Origin of the sequence: Pseudomonas sp. Xaverov 83, from assembly GCF_019352905.1 — a bacterium.
Classification (GTDB): domain Bacteria; phylum Pseudomonadota; class Gammaproteobacteria; order Pseudomonadales; family Pseudomonadaceae; genus Aquipseudomonas; species Aquipseudomonas yamanorum.
Map to the genome: position 1 here is coordinate 134097 of NZ_JAAAFU010000081.1, position 23319 is coordinate 157415.

Genomic DNA, 23319 nt, shown 5'->3' on the forward strand with positions numbered 1-23319 from the left:
CGAAAGCTGCGTGTCAGTCGCCGAATATATTGACTGATCCACCGCATTCGCGAGCAAGCCTGCTCCCACATTTTGACCTCCATTGGTCCAGCATTCCCGGCTTGGCCCTGTTCCCGCTGGTCCATCCCGCCCCACCCTGCTATTATTCGCGCGCCCTTTTTACGGGTATTCCTGACTAAAGTACTAGGTCTTATAGTTGACTTGAATACTCGGGAATCGCATACTTGCTCCCATTCTGAAACACCTTGGTACTTGTCCATGAGACTGACTACAAAAGGCCGATACGCGGTGACCGCCATGCTTGACCTGGCCTTGCACGCGCAAAATGGGCCGGTGTCCCTGGCCGATATCTCCGAGCGCCAAGGCATTTCCCTGTCCTACCTCGAGCAGTTGTTCGCCAAGTTGCGCCGCAGCAATCTGGTTTCCAGCGTTCGTGGTCCAGGCGGCGGCTATCAACTGTCCCGCGACATGCAGGGCATCCAGGTTGCCCAGGTGATCGACGCGGTGAATGAATCCGTCGATGCCACCAAATGCCAGGGCCTGGGTGACTGCCATGCCGGTGACACCTGCCTCACGCACCACTTGTGGTGTGACCTGAGCCTGCAGATCCATGAGTTTTTGAGTGGTATCAGCTTGGCTGATCTTGTGACTCGCCGTGAGGTGCAAGAAGTAGCCCAGCGTCAGGACCAGCGCCGTTGCAACACCAAGGCGCCGCGTCTGGACAAGATTGAAGCGTCCGCCGTCGAGTGACAGCCGAAGAGCTAACGGCACGCCAGCCAGCCTGATTTAGGAGAAAGTCCATGAAATTGCCGATTTACCTTGATTACTCAGCGACCACCCCGGTTGATCCGCGTGTCGCGCAAAAGATGAGCGAATGCCTGCTGGTTGACGGAAACTTCGGTAACCCGGCGTCCCGTTCCCACGTTTTTGGCTGGAAAGCTGAAGAAGCCGTGGAAAACGCTCGTCGCCAGGTCGCTGACCTGGTGAATGCCGACCCACGTGAAATCGTCTGGACCTCCGGTGCCACCGAGTCCGACAACCTGGCAATCAAGGGTGCGGCGCATTTCTACGCGACCAAAGGCAAGCACCTGATCACCACCAAGATTGAGCACAAGGCTGTCCTCGACACCATGCGCCAACTGGAGCGTGAAGGTTTTGAGGTTACCTACCTCGAGCCAACCACCGACGGTATCGTGACCCCTGCGATGATCGAAGCCGCGATGCGTGAAGACACCATCCTGGTTTCCGTGATTCACGTGAACAACGAAATCGGCACCATCAACGACATCGCCGCCATCGGCGAGCTGACCCGCTCCAAGGGCGTGTTGCTGCACGTCGACGCTGCTCAGTCCACCGGCAAGGTCGATATCGACCTGTCGAAACTGAAAGTCGACCTGATGTCGTTCTCTGCCCACAAGACCTACGGCCCTAAAGGCATTGGCGCGCTGTACGTAAGCCGCAAGCCTCGCGTACGTATCGAAGCCACCATGCACGGCGGCGGTCACGAACGCGGCATGCGTTCCGGCACCCTGGCGACCCACCAGATCGTCGGCATCGGCGAAGCGTTCCGTGTGGCCAAGGAAGACATGGCTGCTGAAAACGTGCGCATCAAGGCCCTGAGCGATCGCTTCTACAAGCAGGTCGAGCACCTTGAAGAGCTGTACATCAACGGCAGCATGACCGCCCGCGTACCGCACAACCTGAATTTGAGCTTCAACTACGTCGAAGGCGAGTCGCTGATCATGGCGCTCAAGGACCTGGCGGTTTCGTCCGGTTCGGCCTGCACCTCGGCTTCTCTTGAGCCGTCCTACGTCCTGCGCGCCCTGGGCCGCAACGACGAACTGGCTCATAGCTCGATCCGCTTTACGTTCGGCCGTTTCACCACCGAAGAAGAAGTCGACTACGCCGCGCAGAAAGTCTGCGAGGCCGTCACCAAGCTGCGTACCTTGTCCCCGCTGTGGGACATGTACAAGGACGGTGTCGACATTTCCAAGATCGAGTGGGCGGCACACTAACTATAGAAGCCGCCACCCAAAAGGCTCTGTAAAGACGTGGCGGAAAACGCAGGCGTGTTTACAGGGTTCCAGAGCGGCCCTGATGAGTGAGGATTCAGTACCATGGCTTACAGCGAAAAGGTCATCGACCACTACGAAAACCCGCGCAACGTCGGCAAGATGAACGCGGAAGACCCTGATGTCGGCACCGGCATGGTCGGCGCTCCGGCGTGCGGCGACGTTATGCGCCTGCAGATCAAGGTCAACGAAGCTGGCGTTATCGAAGACGCCAAGTTCAAGACTTACGGTTGCGGTTCGGCCATCGCCTCCAGCTCCCTGGCGACCGAATGGATGAAAGGCAAGACCCTGGATGAGGCTGTGACTATCAGCAACACCCAACTGGCCGAAGAACTGGCCTTGCCGCCAGTGAAAATCCACTGCTCCGTACTCGCAGAAGACGCCATCAAGGCGGCTGTTCGCGACTACAAGCAGAAGAAAGGCTTGATCTAAGCATTTGGCGACGAGTAAGGAGTCACGATGGCTATCAGCATGACAGAAGCGGCGGCTAAACACGTGCGACGCTCCCTTGACGGGCGCGGCAAAGGTGAGGGGATTCGTCTGGGTGTTCGCACCACGGGCTGTTCCGGCCTTGCCTACGTGCTGGAGTTCGTCGACGAGGTGGTCGAGGAAGATCAGGTGTTCGAGAGTCACGGCGAAAAAGTGATCATCGACCCGAAAAGCCTGACCTACCTGGACGGCACCGAGCTCGATTTCGTCAAGGAAGGGTTGAACGAAGGCTTCAAGTTCAACAACCCCAACGTACGCGGTGAATGTGGCTGCGGCGAAAGCTTCAACATCTGAGGCTGATTGTGGGTACTCCTTGTCATTTCGCTTTATTCGAGCTGCAGCCGAGTTTTCGACTGGACCTTGAACAGCTTGCCACGCGCTACCGTGAACTGGCGCGTGGGGTGCATCCGGACCGCTTTGCTGACGCTTCCGAGCGTGAGCAACGCTTGGCGCTGGAGCAATCAGCCAGCCTCAACGAAGCCTATCAGACGCTCAAGAACCCTCCCAAACGCGCGCGCTACCTGCTCGCCATGGGCGGTCGCGAGCTGCCGCTTGAAGTCACGGTCCAGGACCCTGATTTCCTGATGCAGCAGATGCAATGGCGCGAGGAGCTCGAAGAACTGCAGGACGAGGCCGATCTGGCCGGAGTCGCGGTCTTCAAGCGCCGTCTGAAAGTGGCCCAGGATGAACTCAACGAAAGCTTCGCAGCCTGTTGGGATGACGCAGCGCAACGTGAGCAGGCCGAACGCCTGATGCGGCGCATGCAGTTCCTCGACAAGCTCACCTACGAAGTGCGCCAGTTAGAAGAGCGCCTCGACGATTAACCCAGTGCCGCCCAGGTTGCACGCCTGATATACAGATAAGTCCTGATTACCATGGCCCTACTGCAGATCGCCGAACCCGGTCAAAGTCCTCAACCGCACCAGCGTCGTCTGGCGGTCGGGATTGACTTGGGCACTACCAATTCGCTGGTCGCTGCATTGCGCAGCGGTCTTTCCGAGCCGCTGCCTGATGCGGATGGTCAGGTCATCCTGCCGTCTGCCGTGCGCTATCACGCTGACCGCACCGAAGTGGGCGAGTCGGCCAAGCTCGCGGCGTCTACCGATCCTTTGAACACCGTGCTGTCGGTCAAGCGCTTGATGGGTCGTGGTCTGTCCGACGTCAAGCAGCTGGGCGACCAACTGCCTTACCGCTTCGTTGGCGGTGAATCCCATATGCCGTTCATCGACACCATCCAGGGCCCGAAAAGTCCGGTGGAAGTGTCGGCCGATATCCTCAAGGTGCTGCGCCAGCGTGCAGAAACCACCTTGGGTGGCGAACTGGTGGGTGCGGTGATTACTGTTCCTGCATATTTCGATGACGCTCAGCGCCAGGCCACCAAGGATGCGGCGAAGCTCGCCGGCCTGAACGTGTTGCGCCTGCTCAACGAGCCGACTGCGGCCGCTGTGGCTTACGGCCTGGACCAGCACGCCGAAGGCCTGGTAGCTATTTACGACCTGGGCGGCGGTACCTTTGATATTTCGATCCTGCGCCTGACGGGCGGTGTCTTCGAAGTGCTGGCTACCGGTGGCGACACGGCCCTGGGCGGCGATGACTTCGATCACGCCATCGCGGGCTGGATCATCACCAGCGCCGGCTTGTCTGCCGACCTGGATCCGGGCGCGCAACGTAATCTGCTGCAAACCGCCTGCGCCGCCAAAGAAGCGCTGACTGATGCTGCGTCGGTGGAAGTTTCCTACGGTAGCTGGTCGGCTCAACTGACCCGCGAAGCGTTCGATTCCTTGATCGAGCCGATGGTCGCCCGCAGCCTGAAAGCCTGCCGCCGCGCCGTACGTGACTCCGGTGTCGAGTTGGAAGACGTGGCTGCCGTGGTCATGGTGGGCGGTTCGACCCGCGTGCCACGTGTTCGTGAGGCGGTAGCTGAAGCCTTCGGTCGCCAGCCGCTGACTGAAATCGACCCGGATCAAGTGGTGGCCATTGGTGCCGCGATCCAGGCCGACACCCTCGCCGGTAACAAGCGCGATGGTGGCGAACTGCTTCTGCTCGACGTGATTCCGTTGTCCTTGGGGCTGGAAACCATGGGCGGCCTGATGGAGAAGGTGATTCCACGCAACACCACCATCCCCGTTGCCCGCGCCCAGGACTTCACGACTTACAAAGATGGCCAGACGGCCATGATGATTCATGTGCTGCAAGGTGAGCGTGAACTGATCAGCGACTGCCGTTCCCTGGCGCGCTTCGAATTGCGCGGGATTCCGGCGATGGTGGCCGGTGCGGCGAAGATTCGCGTGACCTTCCAGGTCGACGCCGACGGCTTGCTCAGCGTCGCCGCCCGCGAACTGGCCTCCGGCGTTGAAGCCAGCATCCAGGTCAAACCGTCCTACGGCCTGACCGACGGCGAAATCGCCAAGATGCTCAAGGATTCGTTCCAGTACGCCGGTGACGACAAGGTCGCCCGCGTGTTGCGAGAGCAGCAAGTCGACGCCCAGCGCCTGCTCGAAGCGGTGCAGGGCGCCCTTGAGGCTGACGGCGAGCGCCTGCTGGATGCCGAAGAGCGCATGGTTATCGACCTGCAGATGCAGGAGCTGGCTGAATTGATGAAAGGCACCGATGGTTACGCCATCGAGCAGCAGACCAAGCGTCTGTCGCAAGTGACGGATGCCTTTGCCGCCCGTCGTATGGACCAGTCGGTGAAAGCCGCCCTGGCGGGCCGCAACTTGAACGAACTTGAGGATTAACTGATGCCGCAGATCATTTTTCTGCCACACGCCGAGCATTGCCCGGACGGTATGGTCGTGGAGGCTGAGACCGGCAAGTCCATTCTCGAAGTCGCTCACGACAACCACATCGAGATCGAAAGCGCCTGCGGCGGCGTCAACGCCTGTACCACGTGCCATTGCATCATTCGCGAAGGTTTCAATAGCCTCGAAGAGGCTGATGAGCTGGAAGAGGACTATCTTGATAGGGCGTGGGGTCTGGAGCCGACATCACGCTTGAGCTGCCAGGCAAAAGTGGGAACAGAAGACCTCACTGTTGAAATTCCGAAATATTCGCTTAACCATGCCGCCGAAGCGCCGCACTGACTGGTAGAACTGTCATGAGTTACGGTTGGAATGATGTACAACGCATTGCTGAAGAACTGGCTGAATCCAAGCCCGATGTGAGCCCGCTCACTGTCAACTTCGTCGACCTGCAGCGATGGATCATGGAGCTTCCGGATTTCGACAATACCTCTGGCCGCTGCGGCGAGAAGGTATTGGAAGCGGTCCAGGCCCTCTGGATCGAAGAAATAGACTGATCATCCCCGCAGGTTAGGCAATACCCAAGAACCCGCGTATAATTCGCGGGTTTAATTTTTCGCAAATTACCGTTTCTGGAGTTACACCATGGCTGTTCAACGTACTTTCTCCATCATCAAGCCTGACGCTGTTGCAAAAAACGTCATCGGCGAGATCACCACTCGTTTCGAAAAAGCCGGCCTGAAGGTTGTAGCTTCGAAACTCAAGCAACTGTCCAAAGCTGAAGCTGAAGGCTTCTACGCTGAGCACAGCGCTCGTGGTTTCTTCGGCGACCTGGTTGCCTTCATGATCTCCGGCCCTGTTGTTGTTCAGGTTCTGGAAGGCGAAAACGCTATCGCTCTGAACCGTGAGCTGATGGGCGCTACCAACCCTAAAGAAGCTGCTGCCGGCACCATCCGTGCTGACTTCGCTGAATCGATCGACGCCAACGCCGTTCACGGTTCGGACTCCGAAGCCGCTGCTGCCCGCGAAATCTCGTACTTTTTCGCTGCTACTGAAGTAACCGCTCGCTAAGCATTGGCTTAAAAGAGCGAAGGTGAATCCATGACTACATTGACTGCAAAAACCAACCTGCTGGGTCTGACTCAACAGGAAATGGAAAAATTCTTCGACTCAATCGGGGAGAAGCGTTTTCGTGCCGCTCAGGTAATGAAGTGGATTCACCATCTTGGCGTCGATGATTTCGACGCCATGACGAACGTCAGCAAGGCCCTGCGCGACAAGCTCAAGGCCATTGCCGAAGTTCGCGGCCCCGAAGTAGTCAGCGAGGACATCTCCACCGATGGCACCCGTAAGTGGGTGGTGCGCGTGGCGTCCGGCAGTTGCGTCGAGACCGTTTACATTCCCCAGGGCAAGCGCGGCACTCTGTGCGTTTCGTCCCAGGCAGGCTGTGCCCTGGACTGCAGTTTCTGCTCCACTGGCAAGCAAGGTTTCAACAGCAACCTCACCGCAGCCGAAGTCATCGGCCAGGTGTGGATTGCCAATAAATCGTTCGGCAGCATCCCGGCGACCGCCGACCGTGCCATCACCAACGTGGTGATGATGGGCATGGGTGAGCCGCTGCTGAACTTCGACAACGTTGTTGCGGCCATGCATTTGATGATGGACGACCTGGGCTACGGTATCTCCAAGCGCCGCGTGACCCTGTCGACCTCCGGCGTGGTACCGATGATCGATGAGCTGGCCAAGCACATCGACGTCTCCCTGGCGTTGTCGCTGCACGCACCGAATGACGCATTGCGTAACCAATTGGTGCCGATCAACAAGAAGTATCCGCTTAAGATGCTGCTCGAATCTTGCCAGCGTTATATGGCGACCTTGGGTGAGAAACGTGTGTTGACCATTGAGTACACCATGCTCAAGGACATCAACGACAAGGTCGAGCATGCGGTCGAGATGATCGAGTTGCTCAAGAACGTACCGTGCAAGATCAACCTGATTCCGTTTAACCCGTTTCCCCATTCTGGCTACGAGCGGCCGAGCAACAACGCAATCCGCCGTTTCCAGGATCAACTGCACCATGCAGGCTTCAATGTCACCGTGCGCACCACCCGCGGCGAAGACATCGATGCGGCATGTGGCCAATTGGTAGGACAGGTGCTGGATCGCACCCGTCGCAGCGAACGTTATATCGCCGTGCGTGAACTGAGTGCCGCCGACGATATGCCGCAAAGCGCCGCGACTCGAACCTGAGAGAGGATCTCTATGCCCTTGCGCCTTGCGCTGCTTTTGCTTGTTGCCAGCCTTGCGGCTGGCTGTGTTTCATCGGGCCATGACAGCCCGTTGCAAACCGGCAAGGGCCGTGACGAGGCGCGTGCTGCCTATGTGCAGTTGGGCTTGGGGTACTTGCAGCAAGGGATGGCCGAACGGGCCAAGGTGCCGCTGAAGAAGGCCCTTGGACTGGATGGCAGCGACGCAGACGCCAATGCTGCGTTGGCCTTGGTGTTCCAGGCCCAGGCCGAGCCTGAATTGGCCGATCAATATTTCCAAAAGGCCCTGGCCATACGTCCTGGCGACCCAAGACTGCTGAATAATTACGGCAGTTTTTTGTTTGCGCAGAAGCGTTATCAACAGGCGTCCGAATATTTCCAGCAGGCTGCGGCCGATACCCTCTATCCTGAGCGCTCGCGGGTTTTCGAGAATCTTGGGGTGACCTCAATGCTTCTCGGCCAGCGCGACACCGCCCGCCAGCAACTGGAAAAGGCCCTGCACCTGAACCAGCGCCAGCCTCGAGCCTTGCTCGAAATGGCTGAGTTGTCCTTCGAAGACAGGCATTATGTGCCGGCACGTGACTATTACGAGCGTTTTAGCCTGCTGAGCGGGCAAAATGCACGTAGTCTATTGCTCGGTGTGCGCCTGGCGACGGTTCATGAAGAACGCGACAAGGCCGCACGTTTTGGCCAGCAACTCGAACGACTCTATCCCGGTACGCCGGAATATCAGCAATACCTGTCGGAGCAATGATGAAAGCGGCGCACCCGGAAGTTGTAGCAGCTAATCGTGGAAACCCAGGCGAGACCTTGCGTCAGGCCCGCGAAAGCAATGGTTGGTCGCTGGCAGAAGTGGCCCTCAAGCTCAATTTGACCACGACTTCATTGGGCAACCTTGAAGCTGGCGCGTTCGACAAGCTGCCAGGGCATACCTTTGCCCGCGGCTATATCCGCGCCTATGCCAAGTTGCTTGGTATCGACCAGGCCGCATTGGTCCAGGAATTCGACCAGATCACCGGTACCGATTCCCAGGGCAGCAATGTCCATGGCCTGGGGCGCATTGAAGAGCCTGTGCGCGTTTCCCACACGATATTGCGAATTGTCAGCCTGTTGCTGCTGATCGCCGTGATCGGTGGTGGTTTTGTATGGTGGCAGGATCAGACCTCCCAGCGTGGCAAGGATCTGTCCACCAACGCCATGGAGCACGTCGAAGTCGAAAGCGCCGACGGCACCACCCAGATTCATCCGTTGGACGAGCCGGAAGACCAGGCCGTGGCCCAGGGCCAGGCGGCGCCTGAGGCAGAGCCGAGCGCCGAGCAGCCTGCTACTGAAGCGGTTACTGCACCTGCCACGACTCCTGTCGCTCCCGCTCCAGTGGTCGCCGCGACGCCAGTTGCTCCGGCTCATACGCCAGCCGCCCCGGCGCAGGCTCCGGCTCCAGCCGCTCCGGCCGCCCCGGCGATTTCCGCGCCAACCACCCCAGCGCTTATCGCCGGTGATGGCCGAGTACAAATTACCTACGTCGCTGACTGCTGGACGCAAGTCTCCGATGGCAACGGCAAAGTGCTGTTCAGTGGTCTGAAGCGTAAGGGAGATACACTTGACCAGGGCGGCAAGCCTCCTTTGACGCTGCGTCTGGGCTTTGCCCGTGGCGCGCAAGTGGCCTACAACGGCCAGCCTGTGGACGTAGCGCCGTTCACCAGTGGCGAGACTGCTCGCCTGAAGTTGGGACAATAAAGTCATGCACGGCGAATCTCCAATCAAACGTCGCGTATCGCGCAAGATCTGGGTCGGCTCGGTGCCGGTGGGCGGCGATGCCCCCATCGCAGTACAAAGCATGACCAACAGCGACACCAATGACGTGGCGGCCACTGTCGCCCAGATCAATCGCCTGGAAGCGGCGGGCGTCGACATCGTGCGGGTTTCCGTACCGGACATGGACGCTGCCGAAGCCTTTGGCCGCATCAAGCAACTGGTCAAGGTGCCGCTGGTCGCCGATATCCACTTCGACTACAAGATCGCGTTGCGCGTGGCCGAACTGGGTGTCGACTGCCTGCGGATCAACCCGGGCAACATCGGTCGTGAAGACCGGGTTCGCGCCGTGGTGGATGCCGCCCGTGATCGCGGGATTCCCATCCGCATCGGCGTCAACGCCGGTTCCCTGGAAAAAGACCTGCAAAAGAAATACGGCGAGCCGACTCCGGCAGCACTGGTGGAGTCCGCGTTGCGCCACGTTGAACACCTTGAGCGCCTGAATTTCCAGGACTTCAAGGTCAGCGTAAAGGCTTCCGATGTGTTCATGGCGGTAGAAGCGTACCGCCTGCTGGCCAAGGAAATCGTCCAGCCATTGCACCTGGGTATCACCGAAGCCGGCGGTTTGCGTTCAGGCACAGTGAAATCTGCGGTGGGTCTCGGTATGCTGCTGGCCGACGGGATTGGCGATACTATTCGCATCTCCCTCGCGGCAGACCCGGTAGAGGAAGTGAAAGTCGGTTACGACATTCTCAAATCCCTGCATTTGCGTTCCCGCGGCATCAACTTCATTGCCTGCCCGAGCTGCTCGCGGCAGAACTTCGACGTGGTGAAAACCATGAACGAACTGGAAGTACGCCTCGAAGACCTGCTGGTGCCGCTGGATGTTGCGGTGATTGGCTGTGTGGTCAACGGGCCGGGTGAGGCCAAAGAAGCCCATGTGGGCCTGACCGGCGGTACGCCAAACCTGATTTACATCGACGGCAAGCCGTCGCAGAAACTGACGAATGACAATCTGGTGGATGAGCTGGAACGGCTGATCCGCCAGAAAGCGGCCGAAAAGGTCGCGGCTGACGCAGCGCTGATCGCGCGCGGCTAAGAACGAATTTAAGGATTAGATGTGAGCAAGTCTCTGCAAGCCATTCGTGGCATGAACGACATCCTGCCTGAGCAGACGCCCCTGTGGCGCTACTTCGAGGGCACTGTCGCGCGCCTGCTGGATAACTACGGTTACAAGCAGATCCGTATGCCGATCGTCGAGTTCACCGAGCTGTTCAAGCGCTCCATCGGTGAAGTGACCGACATCGTCGAAAAAGAGATGTACACCTTCGAAGACCGCAACGGTGACTCCCTGACCCTGCGTCCGGAAGGTACTGCCGCATGCGTGCGTGCAGTGCTCGAGCATGGCCTTACCGGCGGTGGCCAGCCGCAGAAGCTCTGGTACATCGGCCCGATGTTCCGCCACGAGCGTCCGCAAAAAGGCCGTTACCGCCAGTTCCACCAGATCGGCCTGGAGGTGTTCAACCTCGACGGTCCGGACATCGACGCCGAGCTGATCGTGCTGACCTGGCGCCTGTGGGGCATGCTGGGCATCCGCGATGCGGTCAAGCTTGAACTCAACAGCCTGGGCACCAGCGAATCCCGGGGCCGCTACCGCGAAGCCCTGGTGGAATTCCTGTCGGCCCACCTGGACAAGCTGGACGAAGACAGCCAGCGCCGCCTGAAAACCAACCCGCTGCGGGTACTGGACACCAAGAACGCCGAGACCCAGGCCGTACTGGTGGACGCGCCGAAAATGGCCGACTACCTGGACGACGAGTCCCGCATCCACTTCGAGGGCCTCAAGGCTCGTCTGGATGCAGCCGGTATTCCATACGTCATCAACCCGAAACTGGTGCGTGGCCTCGATTACTACAGCAAGACCGTGTTCGAGTGGGTCACTGACAAGCTCGGCGCCCAGGGCACCGTGTGTGCCGGTGGCCGTTACGACGGCCTGGTCGAGCAGATGGGCGGCAAGCCGACCACCGGTGTTGGCTTCGCCATGGGCATCGAACGGCTGATCCTGCTGCTGGAAACCCTGGAGCAGGTCCCCGAAGAAATTTCCCGTCAGGTGGACGTGTACTTCTGTGCCTTTGGCGAGGCGGCCGAACTGGCTGCCCTGGCCCTGAGCGAGAAGCTGCGCGATCAACTGCCGAACCTGCGCCTGCAAGTCAATGCCGGCGCCGGCAGCTTCAAAAGCCAGTTCAAGAAAGCCGACAAGAGCGGTGCGTTGTATGCACTGATCCTGGGTGATGATGAATTGGCCCAGCAAGTGGTAAGTTTCAAACCCCTGCGTGGTCAGGGTGAACAACAAAGCATTGCCTTTGATGCGCTTGCAGCGCACCTGGCCACCTGCATCGTGCAGGGTTGAAGCTGTCAAACAGCCGATTTAGCGATTAAGGAGTATTGGGGTGTCGAGTACTGATGATGACCAGCTGGCCGAGTTCAAAGACTGGTGGCAGCGCAACGGCAAGCCCCTGGTCACTGGCGGCCTGCTGGCTTTAGTAGTGGTGTTCGGCTGGCAAGCCTGGCACAAGTATCAGGCTAACCAGTCGCAAGGCGCCTCGATTATCTATCAGCAATTGCTGGAAACCACGCTGACGCCAAACGGCAAGCCTGACCTTGCCCAGGTTGCAGACCTGGCCGGCAAGCTGAAGAGCGAGTTCGGCGGTAGCACCTACGCGCAATACGGCAGCCTGTTCGTCGCAAAAGTTGCGGTCGACAATGGCAAGCTGGATGACGCAGCCTCCGAGCTGAAAGCCATCACCGACAAGCCGGCCAACCCGACACTGGGTGAAATCGCACGTCAGCGTCTGGCTCAGGTACTCGCGGCACAGAACAAGGCCGACGACGCACTGAAACTGCTCGACGGCGATGCTGACAAGGCATTCCTGGCCACTCGTGAAGAGCTCAAGGGCGACCTCCTGGTCCAATTGGGTCGTACCGACGAAGCCAATGCTGCGTACCAAAAAGCCAAGGCGGCGCTGTCTGATGAAGCGGCGGTCGGTGGCTTACAAATCAAGCTCGACGACTTGGCCAAAGGGGATGCGTGACGTGATCCGTTGGAAACATGCAGCATTGCTGGCTCTGGCCGTTTTGGCCGCGGGTTGCAGCAGCAACAGCAAAAAAGAACTGCCTCCGGCCGAGCTGACCAGCTTCAAGGAAGAAGTGGTCCTGCAAAAGCAGTGGAGCCGCTCCATTGGTGACGGTCAGGGCGATCTCTACAACCTGATGGTTCCGGCTATCGACGGCGACACCATTTTCGCTGCTGACTCCACCGGCGTTGTGGTCTCCATGGATCGCATGAACGGCGACGTCAAATGGAAGAAAGATCTCGAACTGCCTGTGTCTGGCGCCGTAGGCGTGGGTTCCGGCATGGTGCTGCTCGGCACGCTGAAAGGCGACGTGGTGGCGCTGGACGAGAGCACCGGTGAAGAGAAATGGCGCGCTCGCGTGACCAGTGAAGTGCTCTCGCCACCGGCTACCAACGGTGACATCGTTGTCGTGCAAACCCAGGATGACCGTGTGATCGGCCTCGACGCGGCCACCGGTAACCAGCGCTGGTTGTACGACAGCACGCCGGCGGTCCTGACCTTGCGCGGTACCAGCGGTCCGGTTGTGACCAGCAACCTCGCACTGGCAGGCCTGTCGACCGGTAAAGTGGTCGCCCTGGACACCCAGAACGGCGTGCCGGCCTGGGAAACCCGGGTTGCTATTCCTCAGGGTCGTTCGGAACTGGATCGCGTAGTGGACATCGACGGTGGCTTGCTGCTGTCGGGTGATACCCTTTACGTCGCCACTTACCAGGGCCGCGTCGCGGCGCTGGACGTGCAAAGCGGCCGGATCAACTGGCAGCGTGATGCTTCCAGCTACGCCGGTGTCGCCCAAGGGTTTGGCAGCGTCTACGTAAGCCTGGCGTCTGGCACCGTTGAAAGTGTCGACGAGCGTTCCACCACTGCATTGTGGAGCAACGACTCCCTGGCTCGCCGTCAGTTGTCGGCACCGGAAGTGTTCTCCAGCTACGTAGCTGTAGGCGACTTTGAAGGCTACCTGCACCTGCTGAGCCAGGTGGACGGTCGCTTCGTCGGTCGCGAACGCATCGACAGCGACGGCCTGCGTGCCCGTCCGCTGGTAGTGGGTAACATGCTTTACGTGTATGGCAACAGCGGCAAACTGGAAGCGCTGACCATCAAGTAATGGTTTGACTATGCTTGGGGTAACACCCAGGCGGCCCCGCTTCGGCGGGGCATGCGGCATTTGAATATGCTGCCCCGAGCACCAGCCGCTGCCTTGCAGCGGCTTTTGTATTTTCTGAAATAACGAAGTGGAGAGCCGCATGGTTCCCGTAATCGCCCTGGTGGGCCGACCGAACGTCGGCAAGTCCACCTTGTTCAACCGCCTGACCAGGACTCGCGACGCCATTGTCGGCGACTTGTCCGGTCTGACCCGTGATCGCCAATACGGTGAGGCAAAGTGGCAAGGGCGCTCCTACATTATTGTCGACACCGGTGGTATCTCCGGTGACGAGCATGGCATGGACGAAAAGATGGCCGAGCAGTCGCTGCTGGCCATTGAAGAAGCTGATGTCGTGTTGTTCCTGGTGGACGCCCGCGCGGGCTACACCGCTGCTGACCAGATGATTGGCGAGCACCTGCGCAAGCGCAACAAGCGTTCCTATGTGGTGGCCAACAAGATCGACAACATCGATCCTGAAATGGCCCGTGCCGAGTTCAGCCCGATGGGCCTGGGCGACGCAATCCCGATCGCCGGTGCCCACGGTCGCGGCATCACCCAGATGCTAGAAATCGCCCTGCGCGACTTCCCGCGTGATGACGTGGATGAAGTCGAAGGCGAAGAAGAAATCGTTGCCGAAGGCGAGGAAGCCAAGCGCATTCCTGGCCCAAGCGAAAAAGACGGTATCAAGATCGCGATCATCGGCCGTCCGAACGTCGGCAAGTCGACGCTGGTCAACCGTATGCTCGGTGAAGATCGGGTAATCGTCTACGACGAGCCCGGCACCACGCGCGACAGTATCTACATCCCGTTCGAGCGTAACGACGAGAAGTACACGCTGATCGACACCGCCGGTGTGCGCAAGCGCGGCAAGATCCACGAGGAAGTTGAAAAGTTTTCCGTGGTGAAAACCCTGCAGGCGATCAAAGACGCCAACGTGGTGATCTTCGTCATGGATGCCCGCGAAGGCGTGGTAGACCACGACCTGAACTTGCTGGGCTTTGCCCTGGAAGCCGGTCGCGCCCTGGTGATTGCGATCAACAAGTGGGACGGCATGACGCCGAGCGAGCGCGACTACGTCAAGGTCGAGCTGCAGCGTCGTCTGTTCTTCGTTGAGTTTGCCGATATCCACTTTATCTCGGCACTGCACGGTACCGGCGTGGGTAACCTCTACGCCTCGGTGCAGAACTCGTTCAAGTCCGCGGTTACCCGCTGGCCGACCAACCGCCTGACCCAGATTCTGGAAGATGCGGTCAGCGAGCACGCGCCGCCGATGGTCAACAACCGTCGGATCAAGCTGCGTTACGCTCACTTGGGTGGTGCCAACCCGCCGATTATCGTGATTCACGGTAACCAGCTGGAGAAGGTGCCGAAGTCCTACGTGCGTTACCTGGAAAACACCTATCGCCGTGTCTTGAAACTGGTCGGCACGCCGATCCGTATCGAGTTCAAAGGCGGCGAGAACCCGTACGAAGGTAACAAGAACAGCCTCACCGACCGCCAGGTCAACAAAAAGCGCCGGATGATGACGCACCACAAGAAAGCCGACAAAAAGCGCCGCGACAAGCGCTGATCCTGATCGGTTGAAAAAGGGCTCTTTAAGAGCCCTTTTTTGTGCCTGGCGGTTGACCCTTCGTGGCATGCAGCTTAAAACTTGGGGCTCACCGCAAGGGGCGCACCGATGATCACCAGTAAGCTGCCGAATGTCGGCACCACCATCTTCACCACCATGTCGCAACTCGCCGCCGAAACCGGTGCGCTCAACCTGTCCCAAGGCTTTCCCGACTTCAATGGGCCTCAGGGTTTGCTCGATGCGGTGGGCAAGCACATTGCCCTTGGCCATAACCAATACGCGCCCATGACCGGTCTGCCGGTACTGCGTCAGCAAGTAGCGGCCAAGATCGCCCGCAGCTATGGCGCCACGGTGAATGCCGACAGCGAAGTGACCATCACCCCTGGCGCGACTGAAGCGATCTTCTGCGCGATCCAGGCGGTGATCCGCAGCGGTGATGAGGTGATCGTGTTCGATCCGGCCTACGACAGCTATGAGCCCTCGGTTGAGCTGGCGGGTGGTCGCTGCATACATGTGCAGCTGGGCCTGAATGACTTCTCCCTCGACTTCGAACAGATCAAGGCGGCGCTATCCCCGCGCACCCGCATGATCATCCTCAACAGCCCGCACAACCCCACCGGTGCCCTGATCAGCCGCGCCGAGCTGGACCAGTTGGCCGAGTTGATCCGCGACCGCGATATCTACCTGGTCAGCGACGAGGTCTACGAGCACTTGGTCTTCGACGGCGTGCCCCACGTCAGCGTGCTGGCCCACGAGGAGCTGTACCAACGCGCCTTCGTGGTCAGCTCCTTCGGCAAGACCTACCACGTCACCGGCTGGAAAACCGGCTATGTGGTCGCGCCACCGGCCCTCAGTGCCGAGCTGCGCAAGGTGCATCAATATGTCAACTTTTGCGGCGTGACCCCATTGCAGTACGCTTTGGCAGACTTCATGGCCGAACACCCGGAGCACGTAGAGGAATTGCCGGCTTTCTATCAAGCCAAGCGCGACCTGTTCTGCGATCTGCTGGAACCATCGCGTTTCAGCTTTACCCGGGTGGCCGGAACTTACTTCCAACTGGTGGATTACTCACAGATTCGCCCGGACCTGGATGACGTCGCCATGTCGCTGTGGATGACCCGCGAACATGGCGTGGCGACTATCCCGGTCTCGGTGTTCTACCAGAACCCACCGCAAGGCCAGCGCCTGGTGCGACTGTGCTTTGCCAAACGCGAGGAGACGCTGCGTCAAGCAGCCGAGAAACTATGCGTGATCTGAGTGCACTGCCCAACCTGAACATTGCCCTGGTGCAAACCACCCTGGCCTGGCACGACCGCCAGGCCAACCTGGAGCATTTCGAACTGCTGCTGGACCAGGCCCAGGGCGCCGACCTGATCGTGTTGCCGGAGATGTTCACCACCGGTTTCTCGATGGAATCGGAAACCCTCGCCGAGCCTGAAAACGGCCCCACTCATCAATGGCTGCAGGCCCAGGCGAAGAAGTACAACGCGGTGATCACCGGCAGCGTGATCATCCAGGCCGCCGACGGCAGCCACCGCAATCGCTTGCTGTGGGCGCGCCCGGATGGCGAGGTGCTGCACTACGACAAGCGTCACCTGTTCCGCATGGCCGGTGAGCACGACCACTACACCCCCGGCGAACGCCAGGTGCAGTTCGAACTCAAGGGCTGGCGGATTCGTCCGTTGATTTGCTACGACCTGCGCTTCCCGGTGTGGAGCCGTGACGCCCAGGACACTGACTTGCTGCTGTACACCGCCAATTGGCCGGGCGCTCGGCGTCAGCACTGGAACCGCTTGTTGCCGGCACGGGCCATTGAAAACCTGTGCTACGTGGCGGCGGTAAATCGGGTGGGCACGGACGGGAAGGGTTTTGCCTACACCGGCGACAGCCAGGTCGTGGACTTCCAGGGCGAAAGCCTGCTGAGCGCAGGGGAGGCGGACGGGGTGTTCCAGGTGTGCCTGGATGCAGCGGAATTGGCGGAGTATCGCACACGCTTCCCGGCGAACCTGGATGCGGACAGCTTTGAGTTTGTCTAAAGGACCTCCATCGCCTGGGAGATCGCTATCGCGGGCAAGCCCGGCTCCCACATTTGATCTGAATCGTCTGGAGGAATGCATTCCCCTGTGGGAGCCGGGCTTGCCCGCGATGAGGCCCTGACAGTCACCACAAATTTCGAACTCCAATAAAAAGGCCCCTGGATTCTCATCCCGGGGCCTTTTGCATTTCAGCGGTCAGTGTTTACGCCGCTTTCGCTTCCAGCTGGCTCAACGAACGGTTCAGCGCGCTGAACACTGCCTTGAAGCTCGCCGTGGTGATGTTCTCATCAATGCCCACGCCGTGCACCGGACGTTCACCGTTCACCCGCAGCTCGATGTAAGCAGCGGCCTTGGCATTGGTGCCGGCACCAATCGCGTGTTCGTTGTAGTCCATGATCTCCACACCAATCGGCAGGCCGGCCACCAGCGCTTCCAGGGCGCCGTTGCCTTTGCCGTGCCAGCGCAGGTTGGTTTCGCCCTGGCCCTTGCCGGAGACTTCAACTTCCACCGAGCTGTTGCCGTTCTCTTCCTGCAAGCGATGGCTGACCAGCGCGTAAGGAATGTTGGCTTGCAGGTATTCACGCTGCAACAAGCTGTAGATCTGCGAGGCGGTCATCTCCAGGCCTACACGGTCGGTTTCGGCCTGTACCACCTGGCTGAACTCGATCTGCATGCGACGCGGCAAGCTGATGCCGTATTCCTGCTCCAGCAGGTAGGCGATGCCGCCTTTGCCCGACTGGCTGTTGACGCGAATCACTGCCTCGTAGCTGCGGCCGATGTCCGCCGGGTCGATCGGCAAGTACGGCACTTCCCACAGGGCGTCGTCTTTCTGCTGGGTGAAGCCCTTGCGGATGGCGTCCTGGTGGGAGCCGGAGAAGGCGGTGTGAACCAGGTCGCCGACGTACGGGTGACGCGGGTGAACCGGGATCTGGTTGCACTCTTCGACGACTTTGCGGATGCCGTCGATGTCGGAGAAGTCCAACTGAGGGTCGAGGCCCTGGGTGTACATGTTCAACGCCACGGTCACCAGGTCGACGTTACCGGTACGCTCGCCGTTGCCGAACAGGCAGCCTTCGACACGGTCGGCGCCGGCCATCAGGCCCAATTCGGTAGCGGCCACGCCGGTGCCACGGTCGTTGTGGGTGTGCAGGCTGATGATCACGCTGTCACGACGGTTGATATGGCGACCGAACCACTCGATCTGGTCGGCATAGATGTTCGGGGTGGCGCACTCGACGGTAGCCGGCAGGTTGAGGATCACCTTGTGCTCAGGCGTCGGGTTCCAGACCTCGATCACCGCGTCACAGACTTCCTTGGCGAACTCAAGCTCAGTAGCGCTGAACGTCTCTGGCGAGTACTCGAAGGTCCACTGGGTTTCCGGCTGCTGGGCGGCGTATTTGACGAACAGCTTGGCCGCGTTGACCGCGATGGCCTTGATGCCGTCCTTGTCCTGGTTGAACACGATGCGGCGGAACGACGGCGACGTGGCGTTGTACAAGTGAACGATGGCTTTCTTCGCCCCGCGCAGGGATTCGAAGGTGCGTGCGATCAAGTCTTCACGGCCCTGGGTCAGCACCTGGATAGTGGTGTCCTCGGGGATGTGATTGTCTTCGATCAGGGTGCGCACGAAGTCGAAATCGGTTTGCGATGCAGCAGGGAAGGAGGCTTCGATTTCCTTCACACCGACGGCGACCAGGGTCTTCCAGAAGCGCAGCTTTTTCACCGCGTCCATCGGTTCGATCAGCGACTGGTTGCCGTCGCGCAGGTCGGAACTGCACCAGATCGGCGCGGCGGTGATGGTCTTCGACGGCCAAGTGCGGTCCGGGATATCAATGGTCGGGAACGCGCGGTATTTCGAAGACGGGTCTTTGAGCATGCTCATCGGGAAATCCTTTGTTTAAGGGCCGAAAAAAGGCGGCCTGCCGTAAAACTGTTATTGGGGGAAAAGCAGAAGACGAGGCAGATCGATTCAGCCTGGCAGTCGTGCGCTGACTAGGCACAGGCTGCGGTGCTGGCGGAGCTGAATGAGGGTGTGAGAGGTTTTCATAGGTCCAACCCTAATCGTGGCCAGCGGAGATGGCAAGGGTTCTGGAAAAATTGATAGGATTTCTTCAGAAATTCAGTTTTAGGGATATTTATTGTTGTTTTTGTGAGAAATGGTTTTGTTTGTTGCGCCGCTTTACACGGCTTTGCAATTTAAAAGGGCGAGGTGTATCCGCATCGAGTGCTTGTGCGGTGGGACGCAATGGTGATGAATTCGCCCATGCGTCCCTGGATCGCCTCAAGTGACTTTCTGGAAAATCTGGTAATCACCGGCCGTATGGCTATTCGCTACGCTGGCTCCGGCGTCTCGGCGGATTGAAGGGCCACTGATGGCAATGCTTTTGTCGGTTGTTGTTGCCGGGTAGACGCCTACTCCTATTCCGCCCGTGAGTTCGGCCACTCCTGGAACGTTGCGGGCCGTGTTCATATGAGACCTGCCGACCACGGCCAGCACCTTTTCGCCTGGCTGGCGGTTTTGCAGCATGCGCGTGGCGTAGTAGTTGAACTCCTGCAGGCGAGTAATGCCCCGATCGTTGTCTCCGACGTTTTTGTAGAAATCTGCCATATCCGAGCGTCGGGTCAGATAATGATGGTCGAGGGGTTTAATCTTTATGCCGTGTTCACGAGCAAGGTCATACAACTCGGAAAGTGTTGGCGATGCTCCCGCTGGTCGGCCATTGCCCATGCCCACATCGACGACTGCGCCCGCAGCGTTGTACTCGACATTTTCAAGGGCGAGGGTAGTGACGCCGGCTTCTTTGAGGGTCTGCATATTCTCTTTGATCAGTTGGAAGCTGGCGATTTCGTTGTGAAGCTCACCGAGTACGACCACGTCATTGGTTTTAAAACCTTCACGAAAGAGATCGGCGGGCGATGCGCCGGGCTCAAGCGCAAGACGAGGCGGACGTGGCGGCATTTGTCCGCCTGCGACCATGTTCTGATAGAAGCGCTGGGCATCCCGCCTGAACCAAAGCCTGGCGACGGGCAGACCTTTTTCAGTGAAATCGGCCTCGATCAGCCGCCCTTTGCTGCGGTTGACATACTCGGTTTCGGGTAATTGCTTTACTCCTCCCGGTAGTTCGTTGAGCCGCCATTCGCCTTCTCCTCCGGATTGCACGGAGGCCACGATTTTGCTGCTTTTGGGCGCCGTTGACGCGGCATTCGGGTCGACGATATTGACCCGTCCGCTGCGTGCGTGAAATGCCGAATCGATCTGGTACACCTTGTTCACCCCGGTGTTGTCGGTAAAGCGCACATACCAATGGTCGCCGACGTTGTAAGTGCCGTCCGGCCGCAGCGGGCGCCCCTGGATCAGCGTATCCGGCACGGCATAGTGGCTCAGGTCACGGCCTGTACTTGAGAGTGGTGCTGCTGGTGGAGTGCTCGTCGTGACGACGTGCGAGCGGCTCGAGCTTGGCGCCGGTGGCGGGATCACCAACGGCGGCGGTGCTTTGAGCATGGGGAGCTTTACCTCCGGTCGTAGTTGCGAGGTGCGAATCACCGGGATGCCCGTCGCCGAGGTCGCAAAATCAGCATAGATCGCGCGCGCCAGCGCCGGATGCTTGATCAGTTTGGGCAGTACCCTTGCGTTGGCACGCAGCGCTGTTACCCCGGCCTTTCCTAGCCGGGCAGCTGTGGACACGCCTTTGCCCAATACCGGTAGCAGGTCGAGGAATATCGTAGCGACTTCAATGCCGAACTGGATCTTGTTTGCTGTCGATTGCGCCGCCACTTCAGCGCTGCTGACTGACTGGTGGTCGGCTTTATCGACCAGTAGCTGTACCTTTTGTTTGTACAACGCATCCTGAACGTTGCCGGTTATGGGTGTGAGGGTATTGGAGGCGCCCGTAAGCTTGAGAGTCTTGACGAATGCTTCGATGGTGGCGGCCGGATTGGTGCCCAGAGCGCTGGCTTGCTGTTTGAGCGCGTCCCTTGCCTTGGCGACGTCATCCTTATTGACTGGCGACTTCCGGTTCGCGGTGTAGAGCTTCCATTCGTTTTTATCCAGCAGGGTGTTGAGTGCGTTTTGGTCTGCCAGTTCGCGGAAGCTCAAACCGTCGGGCGCATCCGGCGTGTACAACACCCGCTCTGGGTCTGTGCCGTTGGCAATCACCATGACGCCCTGTACGGGCAAGCCCCTTTGGAGGAGGGTATGGGCGACGATGGGCTGGCCGTCGACGGATGGGCGGTTGGCCGGGTCTGGGTGGTACACCACGGCCGCGACCCATTGCTCTGCGCGTTTGGTGTTTTTGTCTTCTTTCGCCTCAGTCTTATAGGCAGCAGGGTTGAACTCCGAGAGAAGCAACTCTTTATACATCTGGTTCGTCTGGCTGGTTTTCCAGGCCTTGCGTCTTTCCGCGGCGGGCCCCGACGTCGCGTCCGTCGCCAGTTCCTTCTTCAGCAGGCGGGTGTATTCGCCGCCTACATCGGCCGTATTGACCAATGCTTTGAGCTGATGGGTGTCCAGGACTACCCGATTGCCGTCAGTGCCCAGTATCGGGTTGCCCTGCCTGTCGACCAGCGGCAGTTTGAACGTGATCTGCGTAAATCCGGAAGGTTCGCCCGTGGGGAACCCGGTTGGGTTTTTCAGGGCAAGATCGGCCAGCGACAGGCGTGTGTGTGCGACTGATGGCTCTTGAGCGGGACCTGGCCGGCCCGTATGAATCCGGGTTCTGGTTTGCGCTTGGACCATCAACTGATCGGCATCCACCTCTGCCGTCGGGTATAGCTGTGTTATCGCTGCGTTCATCCGGTCTCGGGCGAAGGTAGCCAGTGAGGGAATCGTCTCAAGCAGGGAATTCAGTGCGTTCGCGCTTTTTTCCTCGCCTTGTTCCAGATAGGCATAGAACGCTTCCTGACCCGGAGTCAGGTTTTTCATCCACTCGGGTTGCAGGCTCTCGGCCAGTTTCTGGTTGCGGGCCAGCACGGCATTGCTGCCGTCAAGCAAATAGGACCAGTCGGCAGCCTCATCAATGGCCTTGTGCAATGGGAGGGTGGATTGGGCGGGTGTTTTGGCCAGACTCGCGTTGATCTCGGCCTGCTGGCGCTTGAGCATCTCGGGTACTCCTGCGGCCAGCACGTCTCCTCGCAGCGGCTGGGCGCTGAGCATCAGGTCGTCCCCGGTGGGAGGATCAGGCCGGTTTTGCAGAGACAGTGGCAGGGTCTGCAACAGCAAATCCTTACTTGATCCGCCTTGATCCAGACGTTGCGCCACCGCCTCGCGTGCTTGGGCAGGTGTGGCGAACTCCTCGAATCCTTCGCCGGGTGTGTACAGCACGACTGGGCCATTGGCATCGTTGAGCGCCAGAGATCTGCCATTGGGCCAGGCCGGTGGGTTGGCAAAGGATCCATCCGTTTGAGTGATCAGAAAGCAGCCCGCGAGTAACGCACCGTGTTCGGTGCCGTCATCCAGGGTAAGCGGGTACACACCAGGGCGAGCGCCATTGGCAAAGACCTGCTCGCGTTCGGCCAAGGTGGGGTATTGCAGTGCCGTATCGATCAGTTTTTTGCTGGTCGGGCTCAGGGTGCTATCGCTTGCACGCAGCGCAGCCAGTGTCGATAGTTGTTGCTTGTGCAGGTGCAGCAATTCGTCCTGTGGCGCCTTTGGTACACGCGGGTCTGTGATTGATAGACGTGGTGTCGTCCAGAATTTCCGTACCGTCTCGGGGTATTGCTCGGTGATGCGCTGGGCGATGGTGCTTAACGAGTGCGTTGTGTTGATGTAAGTGGGCGGTTCACTGGTGCTGCCTCGGGTGAATACGCCCGACAGTACGTTGGCGTCTTCGTCGGTATTGCTCGCCAGCCCTGCAATCTTTTTATCCAGCGCATCCAGGAGTGGTTGCTCAGAGAGTGTCTTGATACTGCCATCACTCTGTTGAATCCAGCGCTTGAAGGTCAACTCGGGTGGATTGAGTTGGGGCTGACCGGTAAACATTGTGGCCAGTTGCTGCAGCTGGAAACTCTTGAAGTTCGGTTGCTGGCTATGCAGCCGTTGCATGGCGGTCGTGAGGTTGTCGTGATCAGTGATGAAGGCTTGCTGAGCGCTGACTTTGAAATGTATTGCGAGCGCTGAGC

Annotated in this window: 21 protein-coding genes; 19 read left to right on the forward strand and 2 right to left on the reverse strand. The window is 59.3% G+C overall.

Features of this window, described 5'->3' with window-relative positions:
• Positions 1 to 258 precede the first annotated feature (258 nt).
• From iscR to K0H47_RS27025, 19 genes are all read left to right on the forward strand, one after another.
• A complete protein-coding gene (gene iscR, locus K0H47_RS26935; RefSeq protein WP_003210305.1) occupies positions 259 to 750 on the forward strand; it encodes a Fe-S cluster assembly transcriptional regulator IscR in 492 nt (163 codons plus the stop codon).
• Between the two features lie 50 nt (positions 751 to 800).
• Positions 801 to 2015, forward strand: a complete 1215-nt coding sequence (locus tag K0H47_RS26940) for an IscS subfamily cysteine desulfurase (RefSeq protein ID WP_008438290.1) — start codon at positions 801 to 803, stop codon at positions 2013 to 2015.
• Positions 2016 to 2117: 102 nt separating this feature from the next.
• The gene (gene iscU, locus K0H47_RS26945; RefSeq protein ID WP_003209682.1) at positions 2118 to 2504 is read left to right on the forward strand and encodes a Fe-S cluster assembly scaffold IscU; all 387 of its coding nucleotides are present in this window, start codon (positions 2118 to 2120) and stop codon (positions 2502 to 2504) included.
• Positions 2505 to 2531: 27 nt separating this feature from the next.
• Positions 2532 to 2855: an iron-sulfur cluster assembly protein IscA gene (iscA, locus tag K0H47_RS26950; protein ID WP_017478657.1), complete on the forward strand. Its 324-nt coding sequence runs from the start codon at positions 2532 to 2534 to the stop codon at positions 2853 to 2855.
• 8 nt (positions 2856 to 2863) lie between these two features.
• Positions 2864 to 3385, forward strand: coding sequence for a co-chaperone HscB (gene hscB, locus K0H47_RS26955; RefSeq protein ID WP_008438289.1), 522 nt, complete (start codon positions 2864 to 2866; stop codon positions 3383 to 3385).
• 51 nt (positions 3386 to 3436) lie between these two features.
• Positions 3437 to 5299 carry a Fe-S protein assembly chaperone HscA gene (gene hscA / locus K0H47_RS26960; protein WP_063032994.1) on the forward strand — a complete coding sequence of 621 codons (1863 nt, stop codon included), beginning with the start codon at positions 3437 to 3439 and terminating at the stop codon, positions 5297 to 5299.
• A 3-nt stretch (positions 5300 to 5302) separates the two neighbouring features.
• Positions 5303 to 5644, forward strand: a complete 342-nt coding sequence (gene fdx / locus K0H47_RS26965; protein ID WP_003209674.1) for an ISC system 2Fe-2S type ferredoxin — start codon at positions 5303 to 5305, stop codon at positions 5642 to 5644.
• A 14-nt stretch (positions 5645 to 5658) separates the two neighbouring features.
• The gene (gene iscX / locus K0H47_RS26970) at positions 5659 to 5859 is read left to right on the forward strand and encodes a Fe-S cluster assembly protein IscX (RefSeq protein ID WP_017478661.1); all 201 of its coding nucleotides are present in this window, start codon (positions 5659 to 5661) and stop codon (positions 5857 to 5859) included.
• 88 nt (positions 5860 to 5947) lie between these two features.
• The gene (gene ndk / locus K0H47_RS26975) at positions 5948 to 6373 is read left to right on the forward strand and encodes a nucleoside-diphosphate kinase (RefSeq protein ID WP_003175956.1); all 426 of its coding nucleotides are present in this window, start codon (positions 5948 to 5950) and stop codon (positions 6371 to 6373) included.
• Positions 6374 to 6403: 30 nt separating this feature from the next.
• Positions 6404 to 7552: a 23S rRNA (adenine(2503)-C(2))-methyltransferase RlmN gene (gene rlmN / locus K0H47_RS26980; protein ID WP_003209670.1), complete on the forward strand. Its 1149-nt coding sequence runs from the start codon at positions 6404 to 6406 to the stop codon at positions 7550 to 7552.
• Between the two features lie 12 nt (positions 7553 to 7564).
• Positions 7565 to 8323 carry a type IV pilus biogenesis/stability protein PilW gene (pilW, locus tag K0H47_RS26985; protein WP_219273904.1) on the forward strand — a complete coding sequence of 253 codons (759 nt, stop codon included), beginning with the start codon at positions 7565 to 7567 and terminating at the stop codon, positions 8321 to 8323.
• Positions 8323 to 9306 carry a RodZ family helix-turn-helix domain-containing protein gene (locus K0H47_RS26990; RefSeq protein WP_093201374.1) on the forward strand — a complete coding sequence of 328 codons (984 nt, stop codon included), beginning with the start codon at positions 8323 to 8325 and terminating at the stop codon, positions 9304 to 9306. The genes pilW and K0H47_RS26990 overlap by 1 nt, the downstream gene beginning before the upstream one ends.
• A gap of 4 nt (positions 9307 to 9310) precedes the next feature.
• Positions 9311 to 10420 carry a flavodoxin-dependent (E)-4-hydroxy-3-methylbut-2-enyl-diphosphate synthase gene (ispG, locus tag K0H47_RS26995; RefSeq protein WP_017478664.1) on the forward strand — a complete coding sequence of 370 codons (1110 nt, stop codon included), beginning with the start codon at positions 9311 to 9313 and terminating at the stop codon, positions 10418 to 10420.
• Positions 10421 to 10441: 21 nt separating this feature from the next.
• Entirely contained in the window at positions 10442 to 11731 is a 1290-nt protein-coding gene (gene hisS, locus K0H47_RS27000; RefSeq protein WP_003209664.1) for a histidine--tRNA ligase, read from the forward strand.
• Between the two features lie 40 nt (positions 11732 to 11771).
• Entirely contained in the window at positions 11772 to 12413 is a 642-nt protein-coding gene (locus tag K0H47_RS27005; RefSeq protein ID WP_010176862.1) for a tetratricopeptide repeat protein, read from the forward strand.
• Positions 12406 to 13557, forward strand: a complete 1152-nt coding sequence (gene bamB / locus K0H47_RS27010) for an outer membrane protein assembly factor BamB (RefSeq protein WP_063032991.1) — start codon at positions 12406 to 12408, stop codon at positions 13555 to 13557. The genes K0H47_RS27005 and bamB overlap by 8 nt, the downstream gene beginning before the upstream one ends.
• 139 nt (positions 13558 to 13696) lie before the next feature.
• Positions 13697 to 15166: a ribosome biogenesis GTPase Der gene (gene der, locus K0H47_RS27015; protein ID WP_003209661.1), complete on the forward strand. Its 1470-nt coding sequence runs from the start codon at positions 13697 to 13699 to the stop codon at positions 15164 to 15166.
• Positions 15167 to 15274: 108 nt separating this feature from the next.
• Complete coding sequence (locus K0H47_RS27020; RefSeq protein ID WP_063032990.1) at positions 15275 to 16423, forward strand: pyridoxal phosphate-dependent aminotransferase; 1149 nt, start codon at positions 15275 to 15277, stop codon at positions 16421 to 16423.
• A complete protein-coding gene (locus K0H47_RS27025; RefSeq protein ID WP_063032989.1) occupies positions 16411 to 17202 on the forward strand; it encodes an amidohydrolase in 792 nt (263 codons plus the stop codon). The genes K0H47_RS27020 and K0H47_RS27025 overlap by 13 nt, the downstream gene beginning before the upstream one ends.
• A 202-nt stretch (positions 17203 to 17404) precedes the next feature.
• On the opposite strand, the gene leuA is transcribed toward K0H47_RS27025, so the two are convergent.
• Both leuA and K0H47_RS27035 read right to left on the reverse strand, forming a co-directional pair.
• Positions 17405 to 19084 carry a 2-isopropylmalate synthase gene (gene leuA, locus K0H47_RS27030; protein WP_063032988.1) on the reverse strand — a complete coding sequence of 560 codons (1680 nt, stop codon included), beginning with the start codon at positions 19082 to 19084 and terminating at the stop codon, positions 17405 to 17407.
• A gap of 399 nt (positions 19085 to 19483) precedes the next feature.
• Positions 19484 to 23242, reverse strand: coding sequence for a membrane-targeted effector domain-containing toxin (locus K0H47_RS27035; RefSeq protein WP_219273905.1), 3759 nt, complete (start codon positions 23240 to 23242; stop codon positions 19484 to 19486).
• Positions 23243 to 23319: the final 77 nt, after the last annotated feature.